This window comes from Undibacterium sp. Rencai35W, from assembly GCF_049340185.1.
Classification (GTDB): Bacteria; Pseudomonadota; Gammaproteobacteria; order Burkholderiales; family Burkholderiaceae_D; genus Undibacterium.
On the sequence record NZ_JBMPPC010000003.1, the window covers coordinates 159,479 to 181,658 of the forward strand.

Below are 22,180 nucleotides of genomic sequence, written 5' to 3' on the forward strand. Positions count from 1 at the left end.
TGTTATGAGATATCGATTAATGGGTTTTTAGAGTTCCACAAACGAATCCGCAGGCTGGATGCGCCTGTTGGCACGAAAAACCTTTGGAAGCCGCATCCAGCCTGCGTGTTGCTTTGTAACTGCTTGGCAGTTTGTCGTTTTGCGTAAGTCCTGATGAAGAAACAAATTATCAAATTATCAAATAAAAAACGCCGCTGAATTAGCGGCATTTTTTTATATGTTGCAGATACCAGTGATCAGCGATTGGTGCGGGACATAAATACCAGACGTTCAAACAGGTGCACGTCCTGCTCATTCTTCAGCAAGGCGCCATGCAGCGGTGGCACGGCAAGTTTGTTGTCTTTGCTACGCAGAGCTTCGAGTGGAATATCTTCGGCGAGCAAAAGCTTGAGCCAGTCGATGAGTTCGGATGTCGATGGTTTTTTCTTGAGACCATTGACTTCGCGGACTTCGTAAAAGGTTTGCAGGGCAGCGGCGAGCAGGTCGCTTTTGAGTGTAGGGAAATGCACATCAACGATTTTTTGCATCGTCTCTTTTTCCGGGAACTTGATGTAATGGAAGAAGCAGCGGCGCAGGAAGGCGTCTGGCAATTCTTTTTCATTGTTCGAGGTGATGATCACCAGCGGACGATGTACGGCACGCACCATTTCGCGGGTTTCATAGACGTAGAATTCCATGCGATCAAGTTCGCGCAGCAAATCGTTAGGAAATTCAATATCGGCTTTATCGATTTCATCAATCAGCAGCACGACCGGCTCATTGGCTGTGAAGGCTTGCCACAACACGCCTTTGACGATGTAGTTGTGAATGTCCTTGACGCGCTCGTCACCGAGCTGCGAGTCGCGCAGGCGTGATACGGCGTCGTATTCATACAGGCCTTGCTGGGCTTTGGTCGTGGATTTGATGTGCCATTGCAGCAGTGGCATATTCAGCGCGGCAGCGACTTCTTCGGCCAGCATAGTTTTGCCGGTACCGGGTTCGCCTTTGATCAACAGCGGGCGTTGCAGTTTGAGGGCAGCGTTGACTGCCAGTTTCAAATCATCGGTCGCGACATAGTTTTGTGCGCCGTCAAAGCGGGTTGCTTGTGTCATGGTGTGATTGGGGGTCAGATGTGAATGTATATTGAGCAGATGAAATAGCGGATTGCACTGGGATTGAGTATAAGCGAGAACGGGAGGTCTTGTGAACGGCTGTGCTATTTTGACGGTATTGCTCTGTGTTTGACGCGGGGTTGTTGTGCTAAAGCATAAAAAAAGACGGACTTTCGATCATGGAGGACAGCTATTTTAGGTAAATTTGATTGTAATCAGCTAAAATACTGTGTTGGATCAAACCGCCCTTTCGATAATTCTATCCTCGCTATTATGAAAAAATTGTTCGCACTTCTCGCCCTGGTGAGCGTTACCCAGGTTGCCGCTGCGGCAGATGTGGTTGGCAATGCCAAGGCTGCTGAAAACAAAGTTGCCATGTGTATTGGTTGCCACGCCATCGCTGGTTACAAAGCAACTTATCCTGAGGTATTTCAAGTGCCGATGATTGGTGGTCAATCTGCCAAGTACATCGAAAGCGCGTTGAAAGCCTACCAAAAGGGCGATCGCAAACACCCGACGATGCGTGGTATTGCTGGTAGCTTGTCTGATCAGGATATCGCTGATTTGGCTGCTTACTATGCTCAGCAGAAATAAGCCTACAAAAATAAGAACAGGAGCAATCATGAAAAAGAACACATTACTGGCCTTATTGTTGACGACTTTGTCGGCAGTGTCTTTGTCCGCTGTCGCTGGCGGAAATATCGAAGCAGGTAAAGCCGCCGCTGAAAAAGCCGCTTGTTTCTCTTGCCACGGTAAAGACTACAATTCCCCTATCGATCCTAGTTACCCAAAACTGGCTGGTCAACACAAGGACTACATCGCTCACGCGCTGAAAGCTTATCAACACGGTGCTGATGCGCCAAACGGCCGTGGTAACGCGATCATGGGTGCACAGGCAAAAGCTTTGTCAAACGCCGATATCGAAAACATTGCAGCGTACCTGAATAGTTTGCCAGGCAGCATCGTCATGCGTAAGTAATTGCAATTATCTCGTCTGTTCGGTTAGTGTGAGTGAGCAGATTGTGATTGTAGATTGCAGATTGAGTTTTCAGTATTAAAAAAGCCACGAGAAGTCGTGGCTTTTTTATCGCTTGCGCCGCTCAATAAAATAAAAAATGCCGCTTAATTAACGGCATTTTTTTGAGGATTTTTACAGAGCTTTGGCGCGCTGGTCGGGCGAGTTTTAGCGGTGTATGTGGGAGCTGCTTTTTTTGAACCGTATCAGCGTGCCCGTAGATTGAGGGCGTCAATATAGGCTGCGCCATCTGGCGGCAGGCCAGTACGTTGCGAGGTCCAGATCATTTCACCGAGACATTCCATGATCTGGTGATGGGCTTCGTGTTCTGAGTTAGTTTTTTGCGTCAAACGCTGAAACGCGAAACGGACACCGGCAGGTTGGTCCACCGAGATCTGTTCGCTAATCGTCAGATGCATGGACAGATGCAGGAAAGGATTGGTTTGCCCCTGATCAACGCTGTAATCGGCGGCTAGTGCCGCATCAAGGTCGCCCAGAATCGAATGGTATTCGGGATGTTGATTCAACCAGTCGGCAGCGATGCTTTCTAAGGGCGTCAGGATTTCTCTGGCAGTCGATTTGCGGTAGGTTTCGCAGAAGAAGCGGCGTACATCGTGTTGGCTAGGTGTGAACATGGTAAAACTCAAAATCCGGGATGCGCGTATTGTACTCGGCTCTGCAAATAGCCGCCCATTCGTCTCCCGATAGCCCACCTTGAGTTACTCTCACCGGCAGGCGAGTTGGTGAATGCATTGACAGTTTCAGGTATGATCCGCAGCTTAACCTCACCTGGAGATTTCATCATGCTGACTCAAGAACATCTGGATACTTTGTTCACCACTGCACGTACGCATAATGCCTGGCAGGATAAGCCTGTCAGCGATGCGCAATTACAGCAGATATATGATTTGATGAAGTGGGGGTCTACCTCAGCGAACTGCTCTCCGGCCCGCGTGATTTTTGTGAAGGGTGCCGCAGAAAAAGCTAAATTACTCGACTGCATGGCACCGGGTAATGTGGAAAAAACCAAGACAGCTCCAGTGACGGCGATCATTGGTATGGATATGGAATTTTACGAGCAGTTACCAAAAATTTTCCCGCATGCTGATGCACGCTCCTGGTTTGTCGGTAACCAGCCTTTGATCGATGCGACGGCTTTCCGTAATTCGTCTTTGCAAGGCGCATATCTGATGCTGGCTGCGCGTGCGATTGGGCTGGATTGCGGCCCTATGTCTGGCTTTGATCCGGAAAAACTGAATGCGACATTCTTTGCCGGTACATCGGTGAAGGTGAATTTCGTTTGCAATATCGGTTATGGCGATGCAGACAAAGTATTTCCGCGCTCGCCACGCTTGAGTTTTGATGAGGCATGCAAGATAGTCTGACGGATCGCTGTGCCCGCAGTAGCCGGGCACATTCTGCTGTTGTAAATGGGATATGGTGTTGTGTGGTGTTACGCTGAATTAAATTAAATTAAATTAAATTAAATTAAATTAAATTAAATTAAATGCAATTTAGTTTTAAGCGCCCTTTGGTAAGGGCGTTTTTTGTTTGTATTCGCAGAGGTCAGCGATCATGCAGTTCCAGCATTTGGGTGTGCGTGCAAGACAGGTATAGCGACCATGCAGAATCAGCCAGTGATGGGCGTCAAGTTTAAATTCATCAGGCACAAACTTGAGCAGCTTCTCTTCGACGATATCGACGTTTTTGCCGGGTGCAATTCCTGTGCGGTTAGAGACGCGGAAGATGTGTGTATCTACCGCAATCGTCGGCTCGCCAAAGGCGGTGTTCATGACGACATTCGCTGTTTTTCTGCCGACACCGGGCAGTGCTTCTAATGCCTCGCGCTCCTTCGGTACTTCACTGCCATGCTGATCGATCAGGATCTTGCAGGTAGCAATCACATTTTTTGCTTTGGTGCGAAATAATCCTATCGTTTGAATATACGGAATCAGTCCTTCTACATCGAGTGCAAGGATTTTTTCCGGTGTATTGGCTACCGGATAGAGTTTGCGTGTTGCTTTGTTGACGGAGACGTCGGTGGCTTGTGCGGACAGCAATACGGCGATCAATAATTCGAACGGACTTGTGTATTCCAGCTCGGTAGTCGGATGCGGATTTTGCGCTTGCAAGCGACTAAAAATTTCATAGCGTTTTAGTTTATTCATGACTTGTTCTTATCCGTGTCGGCATCAAGTTTTTTCAGACGGGCGCGCTCGATGGCGGCGGCGATGATCGCTTTTTTGCGATCGCGCTCTGCACTCTCTGCGGCGCTTAATGCTGGTTCGTCTGCTAAGGCGGCTAGTTTTGCCACCGCTTTGGCGGCGAGCCTGTCATCATTTTCTTGAGCGTCTCTTTTTAATCGTAATTCACGTGCGTGAAAATGCTGACGAGCCTGATCCGCCTGATCTGGCGTCCACGCATTCCAGCCCGTTTTGCCCGGCGTGACATCGACCATGCTAATGCAGTCGACCGGGCAGGGGGCGACGCAGAGGTCGCAGCCAGTGCAGAGTGACGGTAATACGGTGTGCATTTGCTTTGCCGCGCCAAGTATTGCGTCAACGGGACATGCCTGAATACACAGCGTGCACCCTATGCAATACGCTTCATCGATCACCGCGACGGGTCGCACGCGTTCCAGACCATGACTAATGTCGAGGGGAATACGGGGTTTGCCCAAGAGCTGCGCGAGGCGATTGACGCCTTCTTGCCCACCGGGCGGGCATTGGTTGTAATTCGCCTTACCCTCAGCAATTGCCTCGGCATAGGGACGGCAGGCAGGATAGCCGCATTTGGTGCACTGCGTTTGCGGTAGCAAATTTTCTAATTGGTCTGCGAGGGTGGGTGACACGTGCTTTTTCTATGGAATAGCGAAGATGCCTATTATCCTTGAAACAGCAACTTGTCGGGCGGTATTGCTGTTGCTGTGAGGACAGTCGAGCTGTACTTGCTCTGTTGGGTCATCAGTTGAACCGAGGGGGGAGTGGCTGTCGGAATTATTTACAGTCAGTCAGACTACTCTCTTTAAAGCAATATTTTCGTGCTTCGGCTGGCGCTGCTCGATCGTCGTCGCACAGCAAAAGATACGTATTTTTTAATCAAGCACAATTTTAAAAATATGAATAAATACTGTCTTGGTAATCGCCAACAAATGATGCTCGTCGTGCGCTAAGTCGTGCCAGTGTTGAGTTTTAAGCGATTGTCAGTATTTTTTCGATGTCATTAATGGCGTGTTTGAACCCGGGCTATCGGATTGGGGTGAGAACTGTCCTTTTTTTGTAAAGTACGCTAATGACAGTCTCTGGGAAATATGGAATGGAATTTGCATTACTGACTGCATCTAGTGTTATTAACTCAATTTTTCGCCAATTTCTTAAAGGAAATCACATGAAGCTCAAGTCTTTGTTTGCAGCCTTAGTCATCAGTCTCGGTGTCGCCTCAAGCGCATCTGCCATACCAACGGCATACGGTGCCAGCGGGACACCAAATCCAACACTCTATAGTTTCGTTGCTACTACGACTGGCGATGTCTTAGCTTATTTTGCTGATTCGACCGCAGGTTACACGAATACCTTGAGCTTACTGGTGAATGGCGTTGATACAGGTATTAGCGGTTTGAATAATCACACGTCGGTTTATGGGCAAATGCTGAACTTCGGCACGGTGAATGCAGGCGATAGTCTGGTGTTCCGTCTGAATGTCTTGAATAACGGCGATACCTGGTTCTCACAAAAATCACTGAACTCTGATGGTGTCAATCATATTTACTCGAGTTCTTACGCTGGAGATATCGCAATACCGGCAGGTGTTTATGTGGCTTTTGAGGATTTGAGAAACGGTGGCGATTACAACTACCATGACGAAAACTTTGTGTTTACCAACGTCAGCAACGCGCAGGCAATTCCTTTGCCTGCAACACCATTGTTATTCGGCTTGGGTCTGGGCGTGCTGGCACTGTTTGGCAAACGTCGCCAACAAGGCTGATTCGCTCAGAAGAGCACACTGGCAGATAACATTATCTGACCTTAAATAAAAAAACCGCTTGGTCTTAAGCGGTTTTTTTGTAAGTGCTTGCGGTGCATCAGAGCATCGCAAGCTAATTTCCGAGCATCATTGGTTGAAGGGAAGATTAACGATGTTCCTGAATGAACGCGCCGATTTTCGGTGCGATAATTTCGCGCCAGCGGCGACCGGAGAAAATCCCGTAGTGACCACAACCAGGTGCGACGAAATCCTGTTTCATCTTGGTCGGTATGCCGCTGCACAGATCATGTGCAGCCTGCGTTTGTCCCGGACCTGAGATGTCATCGAGTTCGCCTTCGACAGTGAATAGGGCAACGGTTTTAATGTCCTGTGGGCGCACTAATTTGCCTTCGACTTCCCATGTGCCTTTAGGTAGATTAAATTCCTGAAACACGGTTTTAATCGTTTCCAGATAGTAGTCTGCTGGCATATCAAGAACGGCATTGTATTCATCATAGAATTTACGATGCTGCTCCGCTGATTCATCATCACCTTGTACCAGATGCTGGTAAAAATCCCAGTGACTTTGCGCATGGCGATCAGGGTTCATGGCGACGAAGCCAGTGTGTTGCAAGAAGCCTGGATACACTTTGCGGCCATAGCCTGGGTAGTTGGCTGGCACGCTGTAGATGACGGTATTTTCAAACCACGAAAATTTCTTTTCGGTGGCAAGATTATTGACTTGTGTCGGTGATTTGCGTGGATCAATCGGACCGCCCATCATGGTCATCGTTTTTGGCAGTTTCGGGTCTTTGGCGGTTGCCATCAAAGAGATCGCGGCAAGTACCGGTACCGTTGGCTGACACACAGAAATGACGTGTACATCCGGTCCGAGCAAGCGAATAAAATCTTGAACGTAGTAGATGTAATCATGCAAATGAAAGGTACCTTCGCTAAGCGGCACCATCCGCGCGTCGGTCCAGTCGGTAATATACACATCATGTTGCGGCAACAGTCCGCGTACGGTGTCGCGCAGCAATGTTGAATGATGGCCGGACAGCGGCGCAACCAGCAAGACAGTTGGTTGCTTGAGTTTGCTCAGCTCTTTTTCAGGCAAATTCTTTTTGAAATGCAGCAGTTTGCAAAATGGCTTGATCACAGCAGTGCTTTGCACAACTTCTACCGTTTGTTTGTCGACGGTAGTTGTTGTGATGCCGAATTCTGGTTTTTCGTAATCTTTACCGAGGCGGAACAGCAACTCATAACCCGCAGCGATACGCTGTGCATAAGGAGAGTGCGCCAGAGGAGAAACAGGATTGGTAAATAGCTTCGATGATGCTTCTGCCCATTGTGTCATCGGGTTCAGAAAAGCGCGGTTCAGTTCATGAAGTTGATAGAGCATAATCGTGTCTTTCGGATAGGTGTATCAATTCAAGATTAGAAAAAGTAGTCTAGCTTGTTGCAATGCATCATAAACCAGATTTAAAACTTTGTCGCAGCTGTAGCCAAATCGCTGTTGCCGCGATGTAAATTACTGTTAAATCTTTAATCTTAAAACAAGGAAATATTTTCCCCTGCCAGCTAGTCTTGTTGTGCGACAGCATCTCAGATTTTCTCCAAATGAGTGATGAGAAATAGTCAGACAGGTTCAGACATATTCAATTTTGTTCAGGTGGGTATTTAGGTAGATAGTCAGATATTAATTTAATTCAATCCTCCGTGCAGAGCTTGGTTCGGACACTGTCTGGACATAAAAAAACCGCAGCACAAGCTGCGGTTTTTGATGAAAATGTCAGAATTAGTCGAAGACTGGTGTTTCTACACCTAAGATTTTGTGCAGTTTTGGTGAGGTCGTCGTGTATTGCATGTGGATTTTCTTTTCAGGGAAAATATACGGTGCCGCACCGAACGCTGCCAGCGCTGCCTCATGGAAGCCTGACAAAATCAGTTTCTTTTTGCCTGGATAGGTATTGATGTCACCGACCGCGAAAATACCCGGTACGTTGGTTTCAAACTTCTCAGTATTGACGACTTTTAATTGTTTACGCTCGATGTCGAGGCCCCATTCAGCGATAGGGCCGAGTTTTGGCGACAAACCGAAGAACACTAGCAAATTGTCCAAAGGCATACGACGCGTCACACCATCAGCGCCGGTGACTTTGATCTCGGACAGTAGATCGTCTTTGGTTTCAATACCGGTGACCTGACCAATCGTCAATTGCATTTCAAAGTTCTCGCACAGCTCTTTCATCTTCGCAACGGAAGCCGGTGCCGCACGGAAATCGTCACGACGATGCAGCAGCACGACGGACTCAGCCTTGCCGACCAGATTTAATGCCCAGTCGAGTGCAGAGTCACCACCACCGCAGATCACCAGATTTTTGCCGTGGAACTGACTAGGATCTTTGACGCGATAGAAGACTTGTTTATTGTCAAAGGCTTCAATGCCTTCTACTTTCAATGTGCGTGGCTGGAAGGAGCCAACGCCAGCAGCGATGAAAATCGTTTTGGTAATGAAGCGGGTACCTGTCGATGTTTCCAGATCAAAGCGGCCATCTTCTCGACGTGCAACCAGCGTCACTTCCTGACCCAGATGGAAGGTCGGTTCAAACGGCTCGATCTGTTTCAGCAGATTGTCGGTCAACTCTTGTCCCGTGCAGACGGGCACAGCAGGGATGTCGTAGATCGGTTTATCCGGATACAGCTCAACGCACTGACCACCAACGACGGCGAGTGAATCGATGACGTGTGCTTTGATTTCCAGCAGACCTAGTTCAAAGACCTGAAACAGCCCGACCGGACCAGCGCCAATGATCACGGCATCTGCCTCGATCACTGCATTGACTGGATTTGTTTTATTGTTTTCCATACGACTTGGTATTTCCTGATTTTCTTGCGAGCGAGAATAAGTGAGTCGGTAAGCGCATTGCAGCGCACTTACCGCGATAACCGATTAACGTTCCAGATACTGCAATTTATCTTTAACATCTTTCCAGTCATCGGCATCTGTCAATGGGCTGATTGTTTTGGTAATAGATGGCCAGCTACGGATCAGATCAGCATTGATCTTAATGAACTGTTGTTGATCCGCTGGTACATCTTCCTCGGCATAGATTGCATTGACCGGGCATTCAGCCACGCAAACAGCGCAGTCGATGCATTCGTCTGGATCAATTACCAGGAAATTGGGACCTGCGCGGAAGCAGTCCACCGGGCATACATCCACGCAATCGGTATAGCGACAACGGATGCAGGATTCGGTCACAACGTGGGTCATAACAGTCCTTCTTTAAGTATTCGGGGGTATTAAGGCACAACCATCAAGTGCTATGGTTGCAAAGCCTTGTATTTTAAGGCAATTTCAACTAACTCACAAATTAGGCTTAGATAAATTACGAATAAGCAAATACGTTGTCCGCATTGCTTGTCCTGCCAGAGTCAACTGATAAGATGCTAGCAAATCGTCGAACCGAGGGTTTGATATGTATCTAGTTATGTCTATCTGCATTTAAAAGCCGGACTGTCGGATGAAATTTTTTGATTGCTGGGAAATTGTTGTAATTGGCAAAATTTTATCTCTTATTTCCGGCTACCATGCGTATCCCGTAAATCTCGTTTCTGTTAGCTACTTTCTGCGGTTCATCATGACAATAAAAAATATCTTAATGATACAAACACACGTTATCCGCCCGGCAGGATTTGTTTATTTATTCGCTTTGTTTTTTCTGTTGCTCCCCGCGCTGAGCTTTGCGGGTGATTTGCAGGGTTCTACTTTGTCAGCATTGTGGAGCGTCCCTTTTGCAGGTGTACTGATATCGATTGCCTTCGCTCCCATGCTGATGCCGGCGATCTGGCACGCGCATTTCGGCAAAATTGTTGCTGGCTGGTCGCTGGCCTTTCTGCTGCCTTGTGCCTATGTGTTTGGCGCGGATGTGGCCTCGGGCAGTGTTGCACATACGCTGTTTGCTGAATACCTGCCGTTCATGATTTTATTGAGTAGTTTGTTTGTGATTGCTGGCGGTATTTGTCTGAACGGTAATCTGCATGGCACCCCGGAATTGAATGCAGGCCTGCTGATGCTCGGCACCTTGCTGGCGAGCGTCATGGGCACGACTGGTGCTGCGATGCTGCTGGTACGTCCGCTGATCAGGGCCAACGACAATCGCCGGCATGTGAAGCATGTCATGGTGTTTTTTATTTTTCTGGTGGCGAATGCCGGTGGTGCTCTGACGCCGCTGGGGGATCCGCCTTTGTTCCTCGGGTTTTTACAAGGAGTGGATTTTTTGTGGACGTTGAAACATCTGGCACAGCCTACTTTGTTTTTATGTCTAAGTTTGCTGGTGATCTTCTACCTGATTGATCGCCACTACTATCATAATCGCGAGGAAGAACGCCCGTTACAGCTCGATCCGACGCCGGATTCGCCTTTGTCGATTGATGGCAAATTCAATTTTTTATTACTGTTTGGCGTGGTCGCTTTCGTTTTGATCAGCGGCTTGTGGAAATCCGGAGTCAATATTTTGGTTCTCGGTGTTTCCATTGCGCTGGAAAACGTGGTGCGTGATGTGGGATTATTGTTATTACTCGTTACGTCGCTGAAGCTGACGCCCGCCAGTGCCCGTCTGGGCAATGAATTTTCCTGGGCGCCGATGGCAGAGGTAGCAAAAATATTTGCCGCTATTTTTATCACCATCGTGCCAGTAATTACCATGCTTAAAGCAGGCGAAGCAGGCGCTTTTTCAGCGGTGATTCATGTGGTGTCCGATGCGCAGGGACAGCCGGTCAATGCGATGTATTTTTGGGCCAGCGGCTTGCTGTCATCGTTCCTGGATAATGCGCCAACCTATTTGGTGTTCTTTAATACGGCAGGAGGGGATCCGGTGGCATTGATGGGGCCGCTCGCCGGTACGCTGGCAGCGATCTCTTGCGGCTCGGTGTTTATGGGTGCAAATAGTTATATTGGCAATGCCCCTAACATGATGGTGAAGGCGATTGCTGAGCAACGCGGGATTGTGATGCCCGGCTTTTTTGCCTATATGGCCTGGTCTTGTGGCATCTTGCTGCCTTTGTTCGCTTTGATGACTTTCCTCTTTTTTTAGGATGACAATGAAACCCGCTATCTTAGTAACCCGCGCTGTTTTTCCAGAGATTTTGCAATTGCTATCGCAGCATTTTGAGGTGGAGTCGAATCAGGAGGATGTGATTTTTTCACCCCAGGAACTGGTGACGAAATTACAGGGCAAACAGGGCGTGTTCACAACTGCGAGCGCTCGTTTTAATGTCGAGCTGTTGCAGCAATTACCTGATCTGAAAATGATCGCCCAAATGGCGGTTGGTTACGACAATATTGATGTTGCAGCTTGCTCGGCTCATCGGGTGATGGCGAGTAATACGCCGGATGTCTTGAATGAGACGACCGCCGACTTCGGCTGGGCATTATTGATGGCGACTGCGCGCCGTATCACCGAGGCTGAACATTGGCTGCGCGCAGGGCAGTGGAAAAAATGGTCGTATAACGGCTTTCTCGGTGCTGATCTGCATGGCTCGACCTTGGGCGTGATCGGCATGGGACGCATCGGTCAGGCGATTGCACGGCGCTCGATGGGCTTTGATATGCGGGTCGTCTATCACAATCGCTCGCGCTTAGATCCTGAGCAGGAGGCACGTGCGAATAAGGCTAATTATGTCAGTAAAGAAGAGTTGCTGCGTACGGCAGATCACGTTGTGCTGGTCTTGCCTTATTCAGTAGCGTCGCACCATACGATAGGTGCCGATGAGCTCGCGATGATGAAGCCGACGGCGACTCTGGTCAATCTGGCGCGTGGCGGAATTGTGGATGATGTGGCCTTGATCGCCGCTTTGCGGGCGAAGACGATTGCCGCAGCAGGTCTGGATGTGTTCGAGAATGAACCGAAATTTCATCCGGATTTTTTAAGTCTGGAGAATGTCGTGCTGACACCGCATATTGCCAGCGCATCCGAGGCGACCAGGCGGGCGATGGCAGGATGTGCTGCGACGAATCTGATTGCTGCCTTGGGTGGCGAGCGTCCGCCCAATCTGTTGAATCCGGAACTCTGGCCGACGTCATAATTCCAAACAGATACAGGGTAGGAGTATAGTCATTTTTATGCCATATTGCGCAATACTGACGGCGTGAATAAAAAATACTCCCCCTATATTCCTGTTTTTTTGCTTAGTCTTTCAAACCATTAATCAGGTCGACATAATCTTGCATCGCCGCTTCTTTTGTGGTTCCTGTCAGCGCAGCCCATGCATCGAATTTGGCGCGGCCGACGAAGTCAGTAATACCTGGACGGTCACCCGTTGCATCACCGGCACTGCCTTGTTTAAACAGGGCGTAGATTTTTAGCAGCGTCATATTGTCAGGGCGCTCTGGCAGGTTTTTTGAATCAGTTAAGGCTTGAGTGAATTGGTCTTGCAGGCTCATACGCTACTCCTGTGGGATGAATCGGAAACAGCAAAATAGCATACTCGGCCTACCCGCCAAAGCAGATCCCTAGAGGGAATCTTCGGACGTCAACCGTGCTTGTTTTGGGAAGTCTGAAGTGACAATTTGCTTGGGTGATGTTTTGATCTGGCCGCCGAGTGCTTAAGCGTGAATGTGACTCTGAGCGCGGATCTGAACGTGGATGTGTGATTATGCGTTCGAGTATTTGCTCTCTGCGAAAGCCGCCGTAAGGCCGCTTTCGCTCAATTACTGACAGTTCAAGTCGATTCAAGTCAGCTCAAACTAATGAATAGTCGGTTCAGCACCGCAGCAGGCTTTGTATTTTTTTCCGCTGCCGCAAGGGCAGGGATCGTTACGACCGACTTTCGGGCCATCGCGTTTGATGGTGGCAACGCCGGATTTGCGTAATGGCGCCCAGAATCGGCGGATTTCTGGAATCGCTGCTTCAAGTTCGATTGCAAGCTGATGACATTTTTGTGGCGTGTCGACCAGCGTCACTTCCTCTTCTTCGATTTCTTCTGCACCTAACAAATAAATCGGGCGCAATAGCGGTGCAATTGCTGATTCGTAGATCGGTTCCCACTGTTCGTCGCGTAGCTGCATGCCTTCCCAGAAGCCCCATGCCCAGGTTTCGCCATCGATGAGTTCTTTGCCATCTTGCTCCATCACGCAGAACAGCGGCTCAAATTCTTGCGGCGCGACTTCAAATGTGATCTGGATTTCATTCATAAAACGGGCGATCAGCGTAGTGATGCGCTCCATTTCTTTGGGTGTCTTGAATTTCGGTTCAGCCTGATCTGGCAAGCCCCAGACCAGCGGCAGCCATTCGGTCATCGGAATCATCTCTGGCCCGATCGCAATCGCTGTCAGGTAGCCGTGCAGCGCGTCCATGGTCATACCGTCATCGCCGACGCGGTCAGACATCAAAAATTTGTCCAGTTCGTTAAATTCTTTATCGCTGAGAGGTTCGTCGAGATGCATGGCTAGAGTCGTGAATGTGGAAATACCGGAAGTGTAGCGCTTTGTCCCATGTTCGTGGGGAGTTTGAACGTACAATGCGCTCTATGACTACACCTGAAATTAACCTCGCTACGACAGAGGGTATATCCGCTGGCGCTTTAGACAGTGCCGCTCCGGATTCGTCGCCCCACGCATTTGCAGGCTTGACGCCGGAATGTGTGCTGGACGCGATGCATGAAGCGGGTTTTCACTGCGATGGCCGTTTATTGGCGCTGAACAGCTATGAGAACCGTGTCTATCAGCTTGGCATGGACGACGGCCCGCCGGTGATCGCCAAATTTTACCGGCCGCATCGCTGGACGGATGAGGCGATTCTTGAGGAGCATGCCTTCGTAAGTGAGTTGCATGCGCTGGAGATCCCGGTGGTTCCCGCCTTGGTCTCTGCGGAAGGTCGCAGCCTGCTGGCGCATCAGGGCTTTCGCTTTGCGGTTTTCCCAAGGCAGGGTGGCCGTGCGCCGGAGCTTGATCAGGCCGATACCCGTGAATGGCTGGGGCGTTTTATCGGTCGCATTCATGCGGCAGGTGCACAACAGAGTTACCCGCACCGGGGCAATCTCGATCTCCATAGCTTCGGGCATGAGCCGCGTGCGTATTTGCTGGCGCAGCAGTGTATTCCGACGGATCTGGTGGCGGCTTATACAAGTGTCAGTGGTCTGGTGTTGGATGGTGTGGCACGTTGCTACGAGCGCGCAGGCGAGGTGGCGATGATTCGTTTGCATGGCGATTGCCATCTGGGGAATGTGTTGTGGACCGACGCCGGTCCGCATTTTGTCGATTTTGACGATAGTCGTATGGGGCCGGCGATTCAGGATTTATGGTTGCTGCTGTCTGGTACACGCGCCGAGATGACTGCGCAGTTCAGCGATATTTTGTTTGGTTACGAAGATTTTGCCGAGTTTCAGCCGCGTCAGTTGCATCTGATCGAGGCTCTGCGCAGCTTGCGTATGTTGCATTATTCCGCCTGGCTGGCACAGCGCTGGGATGACCCTGCATTCAAGCAAGCATTCCCGTGGTTTAACACCCAGCGTTACTGGCAAGACCGGATATTGGAACTGCGAGAGCAGGTCGCCTTGATGGATGAGCCGCCATTGGTGGTTTGAGGCGGATATCGAGGGATTGTGCAGATTTTCTGCCAGCTTATGGTAATCACCAGAGTGTGATCCGTTAAAATGCTGCCATTCCCTTACTTTTGAAATGCGCATCATGACTCAGGACGAACTCAAACTAGCCGTTGCCCAAGCCGCCATTCATTACGTTGTCGAAGGCAGCATTGTCGGCGTCGGCACTGGCTCTACCGCCAATTTTTTCATCGATGAACTGGCCAGTATCAAACACAAGATTAAAGGTGCTGTCGCCTCCTCAGAAGCTACCGCAGCACGCCTGCGCGCTCATGGAATCAGCGTATTCGATCTGAATGAGGTTAGTTCAATGCCTGTATATATCGATGGCGCAGACGAAATCACGCCGCAAGGTGCCATGATCAAAGGCGGTGGCGCAGCGCTCACCCGTGAAAAAATCGTGGCGTCGGTCGCTGATAAGTTTATCTGTATTGCCGACGGGTCGAAACTGGTTGATCTGCTGGGTAAATTCCCCTTGCCGGTTGAGGTCATCCCGATGGCGCAAGCCGTCGTTATGCGCAAACTGAATGCCATTGGTGGCGAAGCGCGTTTGCGCTCAAAAGATGGCCTGCCTTTATTGACAGATAACGGCAATGTGATCATCGATGTGCATGGACTGCACATTGCCGATCCAGTCGTGATGGAAGCTGAGATGAACAATATTGTCGGTGTGGTGACGGTGGGGCTGTTTGCGAAGCAAGGGGCGAATGTGTGTTTGCTGGGGACTTCTGAGGGCGTCAAGTCGCTTACTTTTTAGTCGCTCAAAATGGTATTGAGAGACATTGAAATGCGTTGAGATGCATTGGGAATAATTTGCCAATAAAAAAAGCCCCGCCGAAGCGGGGCTTTTTATCAAAAGCTTAATCAGTGAGATTAAGGATTTTGGATGTTGGAAGCTTGCTTGCCTTTAGGGCCTTGCGTGACTTCGAACTGTACTTTTTGACCTTCTTTGAGGGTCTTGAAGCCGTTCATTTGGATTGCGGAAAAGTGGGCGAACAAATCCTCACCGCCGTCATCCGGAGTGATAAAGCCGAAGCCTTTGGAATCATTGAACCACTTGACGGTACCTGTTGCCATAATGCATCTTTCAAATATAAACTAATCACACGAGCCGTAAAAGCAAGAAACCTAGCGTAACGCCGCCTCCTCCTAAACTTGCTCACTTCTATTGACTAATTACTACGTTGTCTTGTCAATAAATATCATTCTTGGCGGAAAAAAAAGTAAAGTCAAGAGATTTTGTTGCTATATGTAACACTGTTGTTTTTTTATTTAATGACAATAATCCGAGGCAATCTCTGGTTTGCATAAGCTTGCTGTAAAAAGCTACAAAAATTGACAGTATTTTAATAAATTTACCCTGTCAAAGAGTGCGGCGCAGCAAAATGCTCGGACTTCGCCCGAAAAAGGTAGGCTTTTTTTTCGGGTCAATGAATTACGATATAACTCGGGCTTGAGTAATTGATTTTAGGCACCATCTGCGAAAAACACTGAAAACGCGTAACATCTGAGAAGAGTCAGACTTAATCATGTCTCATTGATCAATTAAGCCTCTTTTTATTCGTTTATTATTTGACTCTCGACCAGATCAACGTACTAGAATAGACGTATGGGAAACAAGCAAGGAAACGGTACTTTATTGGAGAAGCAGGAGCAAAAGCTCAAGCCGCCCTCCATGTACCAGGTAACACTGCTCAATGATGACTACACGCCAATGGAATTTGTCGTGGCCATCATTCAGGAGTACTTTAATAAAGACCGCGAAACCGCGATGCAGATCATGCTCAAGGTACATCGAGATGGTAAAGGGATATGCGGAGTGTATTCGAAGGATATCGCTTTAACCAAAGTGGAACTCGTGTTAACGCACGCTCGTAAGGCAGGGCACCCCCTGCAATGTGTGATGGAGGAAGTATGATTGCGCAAGAACTGGAAGTCAGCCTGCACATGGCGTTTGTAGAAGCCAGGCAGGCTCGTTATGAGTTCATCACGGTGGAGCACCTGTTGCTTGCCTTGCTGGATAATCCTTCCGCTGCCGAAGTAATGCGAGCTTGTGCCGTGAATATTGAAGATCTGCGCAAATCTCTCAGCAACTTTATCAGCGATAACACGCCGACCGTGCCTGGCACGAGCGAGGTGGACACGCAGCCTACCCTGGGTTTTCAGCGTGTGATTCAACGTGCGATTATGCATGTTCAGTCTGCGTCCAATGGCAAAAAAGAAGTGACTGGCGCAAATGTCCTTGTCGCTATTTTTGGCGAGAAGGATTCGCATGCCGTGTACTACCTGCATCAGCAGGGCGTAACACGTCTGGACGTCGTCAATTTCATTTCCCACGGAGTGCGCAAGGATCAGCAGGCTGAGCCGCAAAAAGCGCCAGAGGGCAGTGAAGAGGCGCAAGCAGAAGGTCAGCCAAAAGAAAATCCTCTCGATCAGTTTACTCAGAATTTGAACAAAGCGGCAGCTGAAGGTCGCATCGATCCTCTGATCGGTCGCGACAGCGAAGTTGAGCGTGTCATTCAGATCTTGTGCCGTCGCCGTAAAAATAATCCTTTGCTGGTCGGTGAGGCTGGCGTGGGTAAAACAGCGATTGCTGAAGGCCTGGCATGGCGCATTACGCAAAGCGATGTTCCTGACGTGTTACAAAATGCTGTTGTGTACTCGCTTGATATGGGGGCGTTGCTAGCCGGTACCAAATACCGTGGAGATTTTGAGTTGCGTCTCAAAGGGGTGCTCAAACAGTTGAAAGATACGCCTAACGGCATTCTCTTCATCGACGAGATTCACACCATTATTGGGGCAGGCTCTGCTTCTGGCGGTACCTTAGACGCGTCCAATTTACTAAAACCGGCCTTGTCGAACGGCCAGTTGAAATGTATCGGTGCGACCACATACACAGAATATCGCGGTGTCTTTGAAAAAGACCACGCACTATCGCGTCGCTTCCAGAAAATCGATGTCAATGAACCGACGGTGGAGCAAACCGTGCAGATCTTGCGCGGCCTCAAATCGAAGTTCGAAGAACATCACAACGTTAAATATTCAGCATCCGCACTGACAACGGCAGCAGAATTGTCAGCACGCTTTATCAATGATCGTCATTTGCCCGATAAAGCAATTGACGTGATTGATGAAGCAGGTGCAGCGCAGCGCATATTGCCAAAATCGAAGCAAAAGAAAACGATCGGCAAGGCTGATATCGAAGACATCATTGCCAAGATCGCCCGTATCCCGCCACAAACGGTGAATCAGGATGATCGCAGCAAATTGCAGACGATTGACCGTGACCTGAAAAATGTTGTATTCGGCCAGGAGCCTGCGATCGATGCCTTGTCGTCAGCGATCAAGATGGCACGTGCGGGTCTGGGTAAAACAGATAAACCAATTGGCTCCTTCTTGTTCTCTGGTCCGACTGGTGTCGGTAAAACAGAGGTCGCCAAGCAACTGGCATTCACGCTTGGTATTGAACTGATCCGTTTCGACATGTCGGAATACATGGAGCGCCACGCAGTCAGCCGTTTGATCGGCGCGCCGCCGGGTTATGTCGGTTTTGATCAGGGTGGCCTGCTGACTGAGGCGATCAATAAAAAACCGCACTCCGTTCTGTTGCTCGACGAGATTGAGAAAGCGCATCCGGATGTATTCAACATCCTGTTGCAGGTCATGGATCACGGTACTCTGACCGATAACAATGGTCGTAAGGCAGACTTCCGCAATGTGATCATTATCATGACCACCAATGCGGGTGCGGAGAGCTTGCAGAAGCGTTCTATCGGCTTCAACGACAGCAAAGAAGCTGGCGATGAGATGGCCGATATCAAACGTATGTTCACGCCAGAGTTCCGTAATCGGTTGGATGCGATCATCAGCTTCCGTGCACTCGATGAAGAAATCATCCTGCGTGTCGTCGATAAGTTCCTGATGCAGTTGGAAGAGCAATTGCATGAGAAAAAAGTCGAAGCAACTTTCACCGAGAATTTACGTAAATTCCTTGGTAAAAAAGGATTTGACCCATTGATGGGTGCAAGACCAATGGCACGTTTGATACAGGATATGATACGTAAGGCGTTGGCGGACGAGTTATTGTTTGGTAAGCTCGTCAGTGGCGGTCGTGTTATCGTTGATCTGGATGATAAAGATCAGATCAAACTTGAATTTTCAGAAGGCGATGCAACTCCACCTGCAGCATCTCAGGAAGTGGTAGAAGTCGAATAGCTTAGTTTTTGTTGTATGTTCCGGCAGTGAGATTTACCTGGTTTTGGTGTAGCAACAATTAAAATTATTTGTGCTAAGGAGAAAAATATGGGCGGTCTCACGCTACCAACGTACGTACTGGAATATACAGCGAAGACAATAGATTCGGTACTGTCACAAGCTGCGTTAGAGGGCAGTCAGGTTGAAGTCGATGTCTATGAGCGACATGATGTGTCTAAGAAGCACGTTGCTTTGGGACAGAGACTCAAAGATGAGGATGATACTTTCAGGGTGAGTGTTAACACCGATTCAGGCTTGCATAACGATGAATGGAATTACACCATATTGCGTGAATCTGCTGGCCGCAGTCGTAAGATGAAGAAATAGTAGCTTTGGTTGTAAGCAGCCAGCAATAAAAAAAGCCTTTGAATGTGAATTCAGAGGCTTTATTTTTTAGTATGAAGCAACAGTTTATGTAGCTGTTACCTTACTCTGTCTTCATTGAGTTAAATCTGAATAAGCAACTGTCTTCCCCGTGAATTTTTATGTCAGTAGACTCGACTACATATCCCAGAAATTGAGTTAAGATTTTGCGCCAGAATTTTTCTGCTATCGCATTTTGACGGAGGGAGTAAATTTCCCAATTACCTTTAAACTGATTCAATAGTAATTCGATAGCAGCTTGCGCTATGCCTTTGCCACGATAGCGTCGTAAGATGAAAAAATAGTCAAGATTGTAATTGCTACTGTCATGGGTGAGCTCATCATCTATCACCGCAAATCCAGCCAGCTTGTCATTCATTTTGATTAGAAATGGCTTTACATTAGATTGGCTCCAGTATGCTTCTTTGGGTTGTAGCCGAAAGAGTCCTGTCTCACTTAAATCAATGTCATGCCATTCGCTAAAATCATAGTTGTAGAACTGCATCATGTTCTCTATACGATACAGATCTGCTTTGGTGGCAACGCATATGGCAACCTGATTGTCAGTGAAGATCATTACGCTTTTTTCATCTGAGCGCTGGTAATGCCAAGGCTTAATGTTTCCCCGTACTGCCAAACCCACCTTCGCCACGCTCGCTGTCGCCGAACTCTTCGACAATATTGAAGCCGACTTGTAATACCGGAACGATGATCAGTTGCGCGAGTCTTTCCATTGGTTGCAAGGTGAATTCATGTTGTCCGCGATTCCAGGTTGATACCATGAGTTGTCCCTGATAATCAGAATCGATCAGACCGACCAGATTGCCCAGTACGATGCCGTTTTTGTGGCCCATTCCGCTGCGTGGCAATATCATTGCTGCGTAGCCGGGATCGCCAATATGGATCGCCAGACCAGTTGGAATTAATACGGTCTCGCCTGGTTTAATCGTGACGGGGGCATCGATGCAGGCGCGCAGGTCGAGGCCAGCGCTGCCAGGTGTGCCATAAGCTGGCAATTGGTCTTTCATGCGGGCGTCGAGAACTTTGAGGTCGATATTTTTCATTCTGTTATTTCTGCGTAAAGTGTTTGTTTGATTTGAGCGTTCAGATATTGCGATTTACTTCGATATTCTTTGAGTGATTTCTTGAATTAACTGAATCGCGAGAGTGTGCTTATCCGCACGTGGTAAGGCTTTGTGGCCGTTTACGTCGAATAAAACTAATTCATTTTCATCTTTGCCGAACGTGTGATGACCAATATTGCCGACTAGCAGCGGTACGTTTTTCTTTGCCCGCTTTACTGCGCCATATTCCAGCAGATTTTCTGATTCTGCTGCAAAGCCGACACAATAGGGCGGTTCAGCGAGGGCGGCGACGCTGGCGAGAATATCGGGATTTTGTGCGAATTGTAGTTGCGGCGTATCGCTGTCACTGGTTTTTTTAATTTTTTGAGAGCTGGCATTGGCTACTCGCCAGTCGGCGACGGCGGCAACGGCAATGAACACGTGCTGGTGATGCGCCGCAAGCTCGACCATCACAGCGTCATGCATTTGCTGCGCAGTCTGTGTCTGCACCTTGCGCACGCCATACGGCGCATCTAAGGCAGTCGGCCCAGAGATTAACGTGACGTCAGCGCCAGCCTCCCACGCAGCCTGTGCAATCGCGTAACCCATTTTCCCCGAAGATAGATTAGTGATCCCTCTCACTGGATCAATCGGTTCAAATGTAGGCCCCGCAGTGATCAGAACAGATTTTCCTGCCAATGTTTTGGCTTGAAACGATGCAATAATTTCAGTCAGCAGTTGATCTGCCTCCAGCATGCGTCCCATGCCGACTTCGCCACAGGCTTGCTCACCGGCGGCTGGTCCCAGCACCTTGATGCCGTCAGCTTTGACTTGCGTGACATTGCGCTGGGTTGCCGGATTGAGCCACATTTCTACGTTCATTGCTGGCGCAATCAGGAGGGGAACATGATGTGGTCTGGCGACACACAAGGTGGACAGCAAATCGTCGCATGCACCGTGCGCCAGCTTCGCAATAAAATTTGTACTACAGGGTGCAATCACAATCGCATCAGCACCGCGTGTCAGGTCGATATGCGGCATATTGTTAGGGATGCGTGCATCCCATTGGTCGGTATAGACGGTATTGCCGGACAGGGCCTGCATCGTTACCGGCGTAATAAATTGTGTGGCGCTCTGTGTCATGACGATGTGCACGGATGCGCCAGCCTTGGTAAGGCCACGCGTCAGCTCTGCGACTTTGTAGCAGGCAATACCGCCGGTTAAGCCTAGGACAATTTTTTTGCCAGCGAGTCGCATGATGGTTCCTTATTTTTTGACGCGGCGTAATTCATCGAGAATAAACAAGGCAGCACCGATACAGATAGCACTGTCCGCAATATTAAAAGCAGGGAAGTGATAAATTTCTTTGTAGTGAAAGTCAAGAAAATCAATCACATGACCATACATCAAGCGGTCGATCACATTGCCCAGTGCACCACCCATAATCAATGACAGTGCCCAGCAAAATAAACGTTGTCCCGCATTTTGTCTGATTAGATAAGTAATCACCAGAGCTGCAACGACTCCGATCGCCGTGAACAGGTAGCGCTGCCAGCCAGATTCAGCAGCCAGAAAGCTGAATGCAGCCCCTTTGTTATAAGCAAGCACCAGATTAAAAAAAGAAGTCAGCGGCAGCGCTTCGCCCAAAGTAAATAACTTGGTGATCGTAATTTTGCTGAGTTGATCAAGCAAGATAATGATGCTTGCCAGGCCGAGCCACGGCACTAGTGAGCTGCCAGAAGATTTGGAGACGGTAGAAAACGAATTACGTTTTTTAGTTGCCATAGAGTGAGATGAAATGTATTCCGGTAAGGGAAATGCGC

General features: G+C 48.8%; 25 protein-coding genes. 11 read left to right on the plus strand and 14 right to left on the minus strand.

Annotation, left to right across the window (positions count from 1 at the left end; genetic code table 11):
- Positions 1–236 precede the first annotated feature (236 nt).
- Positions 237–1,091 (minus strand): AAA family ATPase, encoded by an 855-nt coding sequence (locus ACO0K3_RS07735; protein WP_422983416.1) that lies wholly within the window; start codon positions 1,089–1,091, stop codon positions 237–239.
- Between the two features lie 273 nt (positions 1,092–1,364).
- On the opposite strand from ACO0K3_RS07735, the gene ACO0K3_RS07740 reads away from it, so the two are divergent.
- Positions 1,365–1,685: a c-type cytochrome gene (locus tag ACO0K3_RS07740; RefSeq protein WP_422959785.1), complete on the plus strand. Its 321-nt coding sequence runs from the start codon at positions 1,365–1,367 to the stop codon at positions 1,683–1,685.
- Positions 1,686–1,713: 28 nt separating this feature from the next.
- Entirely contained in the window at positions 1,714–2,070 is a 357-nt protein-coding gene (locus tag ACO0K3_RS07745) for a c-type cytochrome (protein ID WP_422956138.1), read from the plus strand.
- 242 nt (positions 2,071–2,312) lie between these two features.
- Here the strand turns inward: ACO0K3_RS07745 and ACO0K3_RS07750 are convergent, their stop codons facing one another.
- Positions 2,313–2,741 (minus strand): DUF1841 family protein, encoded by a 429-nt coding sequence (locus tag ACO0K3_RS07750; protein ID WP_422983418.1) that lies wholly within the window; start codon positions 2,739–2,741, stop codon positions 2,313–2,315.
- Positions 2,742–2,906: 165 nt separating this feature from the next.
- Between ACO0K3_RS07750 and ACO0K3_RS07755 the strand changes: the two genes are divergently transcribed.
- Positions 2,907–3,491, plus strand: coding sequence for a malonic semialdehyde reductase (locus ACO0K3_RS07755; RefSeq protein ID WP_422984033.1), 585 nt, complete (start codon positions 2,907–2,909; stop codon positions 3,489–3,491).
- A 135-nt stretch (positions 3,492–3,626) separates the two neighbouring features.
- Here ACO0K3_RS07755 and nth read toward each other — a convergent pair whose 3' ends face one another.
- Positions 3,627–4,274, minus strand: a complete 648-nt coding sequence (gene nth, locus ACO0K3_RS07760; protein ID WP_422983420.1) for an endonuclease III — start codon at positions 4,272–4,274, stop codon at positions 3,627–3,629.
- Entirely contained in the window at positions 4,271–4,957 is a 687-nt protein-coding gene (gene rsxB / locus ACO0K3_RS07765) for an electron transport complex subunit RsxB (protein WP_422983422.1), read from the minus strand. Before rsxB ends, nth begins: the two co-directional genes overlap by 4 nt.
- Positions 4,958–5,493: 536 nt before the next feature.
- Here rsxB and ACO0K3_RS07770 point away from each other — a divergent pair.
- Positions 5,494–6,090: a DUF4114 domain-containing protein gene (locus ACO0K3_RS07770; protein ID WP_422983424.1), complete on the plus strand. Its 597-nt coding sequence runs from the start codon at positions 5,494–5,496 to the stop codon at positions 6,088–6,090.
- Between the two features lie 145 nt (positions 6,091–6,235).
- On the opposite strand, the gene ACO0K3_RS07775 is transcribed toward ACO0K3_RS07770, so the two are convergent.
- The 3 genes from ACO0K3_RS07775 to fdxA form a co-directional block, all read right to left on the minus strand.
- The gene (locus ACO0K3_RS07775; protein ID WP_422983426.1) at positions 6,236–7,471 is read right to left on the minus strand and encodes a polyhydroxyalkanoate depolymerase; all 1,236 of its coding nucleotides are present in this window, start codon (positions 7,469–7,471) and stop codon (positions 6,236–6,238) included.
- A 396-nt stretch (positions 7,472–7,867) separates the two neighbouring features.
- Complete coding sequence (locus ACO0K3_RS07780; protein ID WP_422959778.1) at positions 7,868–8,938, minus strand: NAD(P)/FAD-dependent oxidoreductase; 1,071 nt, start codon at positions 8,936–8,938, stop codon at positions 7,868–7,870.
- An 84-nt stretch (positions 8,939–9,022) separates the two neighbouring features.
- Positions 9,023–9,346, minus strand: coding sequence for a ferredoxin FdxA (gene fdxA, locus ACO0K3_RS07785; protein WP_422983428.1), 324 nt, complete (start codon positions 9,344–9,346; stop codon positions 9,023–9,025).
- Positions 9,347–9,734: 388 nt separating this feature from the next.
- On the opposite strand from fdxA, the gene ACO0K3_RS07790 reads away from it, so the two are divergent.
- Together ACO0K3_RS07790 and ACO0K3_RS07795 are read left to right on the plus strand one after the other, a co-directional pair.
- Positions 9,735–11,168 carry a sodium:proton antiporter gene (locus ACO0K3_RS07790; protein ID WP_422983430.1) on the plus strand — a complete coding sequence of 478 codons (1,434 nt, stop codon included), beginning with the start codon at positions 9,735–9,737 and terminating at the stop codon, positions 11,166–11,168.
- Between the two features lie 7 nt (positions 11,169–11,175).
- Positions 11,176–12,159 carry a 2-hydroxyacid dehydrogenase gene (locus tag ACO0K3_RS07795; protein WP_422983432.1) on the plus strand — a complete coding sequence of 328 codons (984 nt, stop codon included), beginning with the start codon at positions 11,176–11,178 and terminating at the stop codon, positions 12,157–12,159.
- Between the two features lie 103 nt (positions 12,160–12,262).
- Here the strand turns inward: ACO0K3_RS07795 and ACO0K3_RS07800 are convergent, their stop codons facing one another.
- Both ACO0K3_RS07800 and ACO0K3_RS07805 read right to left on the minus strand, forming a co-directional pair.
- Entirely contained in the window at positions 12,263–12,517 is a 255-nt protein-coding gene (locus tag ACO0K3_RS07800) for an acyl-CoA-binding protein (protein WP_422956130.1), read from the minus strand.
- 303 nt (positions 12,518–12,820) lie between these two features.
- Positions 12,821–13,519: a UPF0149 family protein gene (locus ACO0K3_RS07805; RefSeq protein WP_422956129.1), complete on the minus strand. Its 699-nt coding sequence runs from the start codon at positions 13,517–13,519 to the stop codon at positions 12,821–12,823.
- Positions 13,520–13,617: 98 nt separating this feature from the next.
- Between ACO0K3_RS07805 and ACO0K3_RS07810 the strand changes: the two genes are divergently transcribed.
- Both ACO0K3_RS07810 and rpiA read left to right on the plus strand, forming a co-directional pair.
- The gene (locus ACO0K3_RS07810) at positions 13,618–14,658 is read left to right on the plus strand and encodes a serine/threonine protein kinase (protein WP_422984035.1); all 1,041 of its coding nucleotides are present in this window, start codon (positions 13,618–13,620) and stop codon (positions 14,656–14,658) included.
- A 103-nt stretch (positions 14,659–14,761) separates the two neighbouring features.
- Complete coding sequence (rpiA, locus tag ACO0K3_RS07815) at positions 14,762–15,433, plus strand: ribose-5-phosphate isomerase RpiA (RefSeq protein WP_422983434.1); 672 nt, start codon at positions 14,762–14,764, stop codon at positions 15,431–15,433.
- 116 nt (positions 15,434–15,549) lie between these two features.
- Here the strand turns inward: rpiA and cspE are convergent, their stop codons facing one another.
- Positions 15,550–15,753 (minus strand): transcription antiterminator/RNA stability regulator CspE, encoded by a 204-nt coding sequence (cspE, locus tag ACO0K3_RS07820; protein WP_126129050.1) that lies wholly within the window; start codon positions 15,751–15,753, stop codon positions 15,550–15,552.
- 532 nt (positions 15,754–16,285) lie between these two features.
- Between cspE and clpS the strand changes: the two genes are divergently transcribed.
- From clpS to ACO0K3_RS07835, 3 genes are all read left to right on the plus strand, one after another.
- Positions 16,286–16,594, plus strand: coding sequence for an ATP-dependent Clp protease adapter ClpS (clpS, locus tag ACO0K3_RS07825; RefSeq protein ID WP_262835813.1), 309 nt, complete (start codon positions 16,286–16,288; stop codon positions 16,592–16,594).
- The gene (gene clpA, locus ACO0K3_RS07830; RefSeq protein WP_422956127.1) at positions 16,591–18,891 is read left to right on the plus strand and encodes an ATP-dependent Clp protease ATP-binding subunit ClpA; all 2,301 of its coding nucleotides are present in this window, start codon (positions 16,591–16,593) and stop codon (positions 18,889–18,891) included. The genes clpS and clpA overlap by 4 nt, the downstream gene beginning before the upstream one ends.
- 87 nt (positions 18,892–18,978) lie before the next feature.
- Positions 18,979–19,257 (plus strand): hypothetical protein, encoded by a 279-nt coding sequence (locus tag ACO0K3_RS07835; RefSeq protein ID WP_422983436.1) that lies wholly within the window; start codon positions 18,979–18,981, stop codon positions 19,255–19,257.
- 100 nt (positions 19,258–19,357) lie between these two features.
- On the opposite strand, the gene ACO0K3_RS07840 is transcribed toward ACO0K3_RS07835, so the two are convergent.
- Genes ACO0K3_RS07840 through lspA form a run of 4 tightly spaced genes read right to left on the minus strand, consistent with a single transcriptional unit; the run spans position 19,358 to position 22,142 of the window.
- Positions 19,358–19,870 carry a GNAT family N-acetyltransferase gene (locus tag ACO0K3_RS07840; protein ID WP_422983438.1) on the minus strand — a complete coding sequence of 171 codons (513 nt, stop codon included), beginning with the start codon at positions 19,868–19,870 and terminating at the stop codon, positions 19,358–19,360.
- A gap of 37 nt (positions 19,871–19,907) precedes the next feature.
- Positions 19,908–20,357, minus strand: coding sequence for a dUTP diphosphatase (dut, locus tag ACO0K3_RS07845; protein WP_422983440.1), 450 nt, complete (start codon positions 20,355–20,357; stop codon positions 19,908–19,910).
- Positions 20,358–20,411: 54 nt separating this feature from the next.
- Positions 20,412–21,614 (minus strand): bifunctional phosphopantothenoylcysteine decarboxylase/phosphopantothenate--cysteine ligase CoaBC, encoded by a 1,203-nt coding sequence (coaBC, locus tag ACO0K3_RS07850; RefSeq protein ID WP_422983442.1) that lies wholly within the window; start codon positions 21,612–21,614, stop codon positions 20,412–20,414.
- A 9-nt stretch (positions 21,615–21,623) separates the two neighbouring features.
- Entirely contained in the window at positions 21,624–22,142 is a 519-nt protein-coding gene (lspA, locus tag ACO0K3_RS07855) for a signal peptidase II (RefSeq protein ID WP_422983443.1), read from the minus strand.
- Positions 22,143–22,180 lie beyond the last annotated feature (38 nt).

What these genes read in the sequence shown, in the direction of transcription:
- ACO0K3_RS07735 (WP_422983416.1), bottom strand. Translation starts at nt 1,091, where the DNA reads ATGACACAAGCAACCCGCTTTGACGGCGCACAAAACTATGTCGCGACC.
- ACO0K3_RS07740 (WP_422959785.1), top strand. Translation starts at nt 1,365, where the DNA reads ATGAAAAAATTGTTCGCACTTCTCGCCCTGGTGAGCGTTACCCAGGTT.
- ACO0K3_RS07745 (WP_422956138.1), top strand. Translation starts at nt 1,714, where the DNA reads ATGAAAAAGAACACATTACTGGCCTTATTGTTGACGACTTTGTCGGCA.
- ACO0K3_RS07750 (WP_422983418.1), bottom strand. Translation starts at nt 2,741, where the DNA reads ATGTTCACACCTAGCCAACACGATGTACGCCGCTTCTTCTGCGAAACC.
- nth (WP_422983420.1), bottom strand. Translation starts at nt 4,274, where the DNA reads ATGAATAAACTAAAACGCTATGAAATTTTTAGTCGCTTGCAAGCGCAA.
- ACO0K3_RS07770 (WP_422983424.1), top strand. Translation starts at nt 5,494, where the DNA reads ATGAAGCTCAAGTCTTTGTTTGCAGCCTTAGTCATCAGTCTCGGTGTC.
- ACO0K3_RS07775 (WP_422983426.1), bottom strand. Translation starts at nt 7,471, where the DNA reads ATGCTCTATCAACTTCATGAACTGAACCGCGCTTTTCTGAACCCGATG.
- ACO0K3_RS07780 (WP_422959778.1), bottom strand. Translation starts at nt 8,938, where the DNA reads ATGGAAAACAATAAAACAAATCCAGTCAATGCAGTGATCGAGGCAGAT.
- fdxA (WP_422983428.1), bottom strand. Translation starts at nt 9,346, where the DNA reads ATGACCCACGTTGTGACCGAATCCTGCATCCGTTGTCGCTATACCGAT.
- ACO0K3_RS07790 (WP_422983430.1), top strand. Translation starts at nt 9,735, where the DNA reads ATGATACAAACACACGTTATCCGCCCGGCAGGATTTGTTTATTTATTC.
- ACO0K3_RS07795 (WP_422983432.1), top strand. Translation starts at nt 11,176, where the DNA reads ATGAAACCCGCTATCTTAGTAACCCGCGCTGTTTTTCCAGAGATTTTG.
- ACO0K3_RS07800 (WP_422956130.1), bottom strand. Translation starts at nt 12,517, where the DNA reads ATGAGCCTGCAAGACCAATTCACTCAAGCCTTAACTGATTCAAAAAAC.
- ACO0K3_RS07805 (WP_422956129.1), bottom strand. Translation starts at nt 13,519, where the DNA reads ATGCATCTCGACGAACCTCTCAGCGATAAAGAATTTAACGAACTGGAC.
- rpiA (WP_422983434.1), top strand. Translation starts at nt 14,762, where the DNA reads ATGACTCAGGACGAACTCAAACTAGCCGTTGCCCAAGCCGCCATTCAT.
- cspE (WP_126129050.1), bottom strand. Translation starts at nt 15,753, where the DNA reads ATGGCAACAGGTACCGTCAAGTGGTTCAATGATTCCAAAGGCTTCGGC.
- clpS (WP_262835813.1), top strand. Translation starts at nt 16,286, where the DNA reads ATGGGAAACAAGCAAGGAAACGGTACTTTATTGGAGAAGCAGGAGCAA.
- clpA (WP_422956127.1), top strand. Translation starts at nt 16,591, where the DNA reads ATGATTGCGCAAGAACTGGAAGTCAGCCTGCACATGGCGTTTGTAGAA.
- ACO0K3_RS07835 (WP_422983436.1), top strand. Translation starts at nt 18,979, where the DNA reads ATGGGCGGTCTCACGCTACCAACGTACGTACTGGAATATACAGCGAAG.
- ACO0K3_RS07840 (WP_422983438.1), bottom strand. Translation starts at nt 19,870, where the DNA reads ATGATCTTCACTGACAATCAGGTTGCCATATGCGTTGCCACCAAAGCA.
- dut (WP_422983440.1), bottom strand. Translation starts at nt 20,357, where the DNA reads ATGAAAAATATCGACCTCAAAGTTCTCGACGCCCGCATGAAAGACCAA.
- coaBC (WP_422983442.1), bottom strand. Translation starts at nt 21,614, where the DNA reads ATGCGACTCGCTGGCAAAAAAATTGTCCTAGGCTTAACCGGCGGTATT.
- lspA (WP_422983443.1), bottom strand. Translation starts at nt 22,142, where the DNA reads ATGGCAACTAAAAAACGTAATTCGTTTTCTACCGTCTCCAAATCTTCT.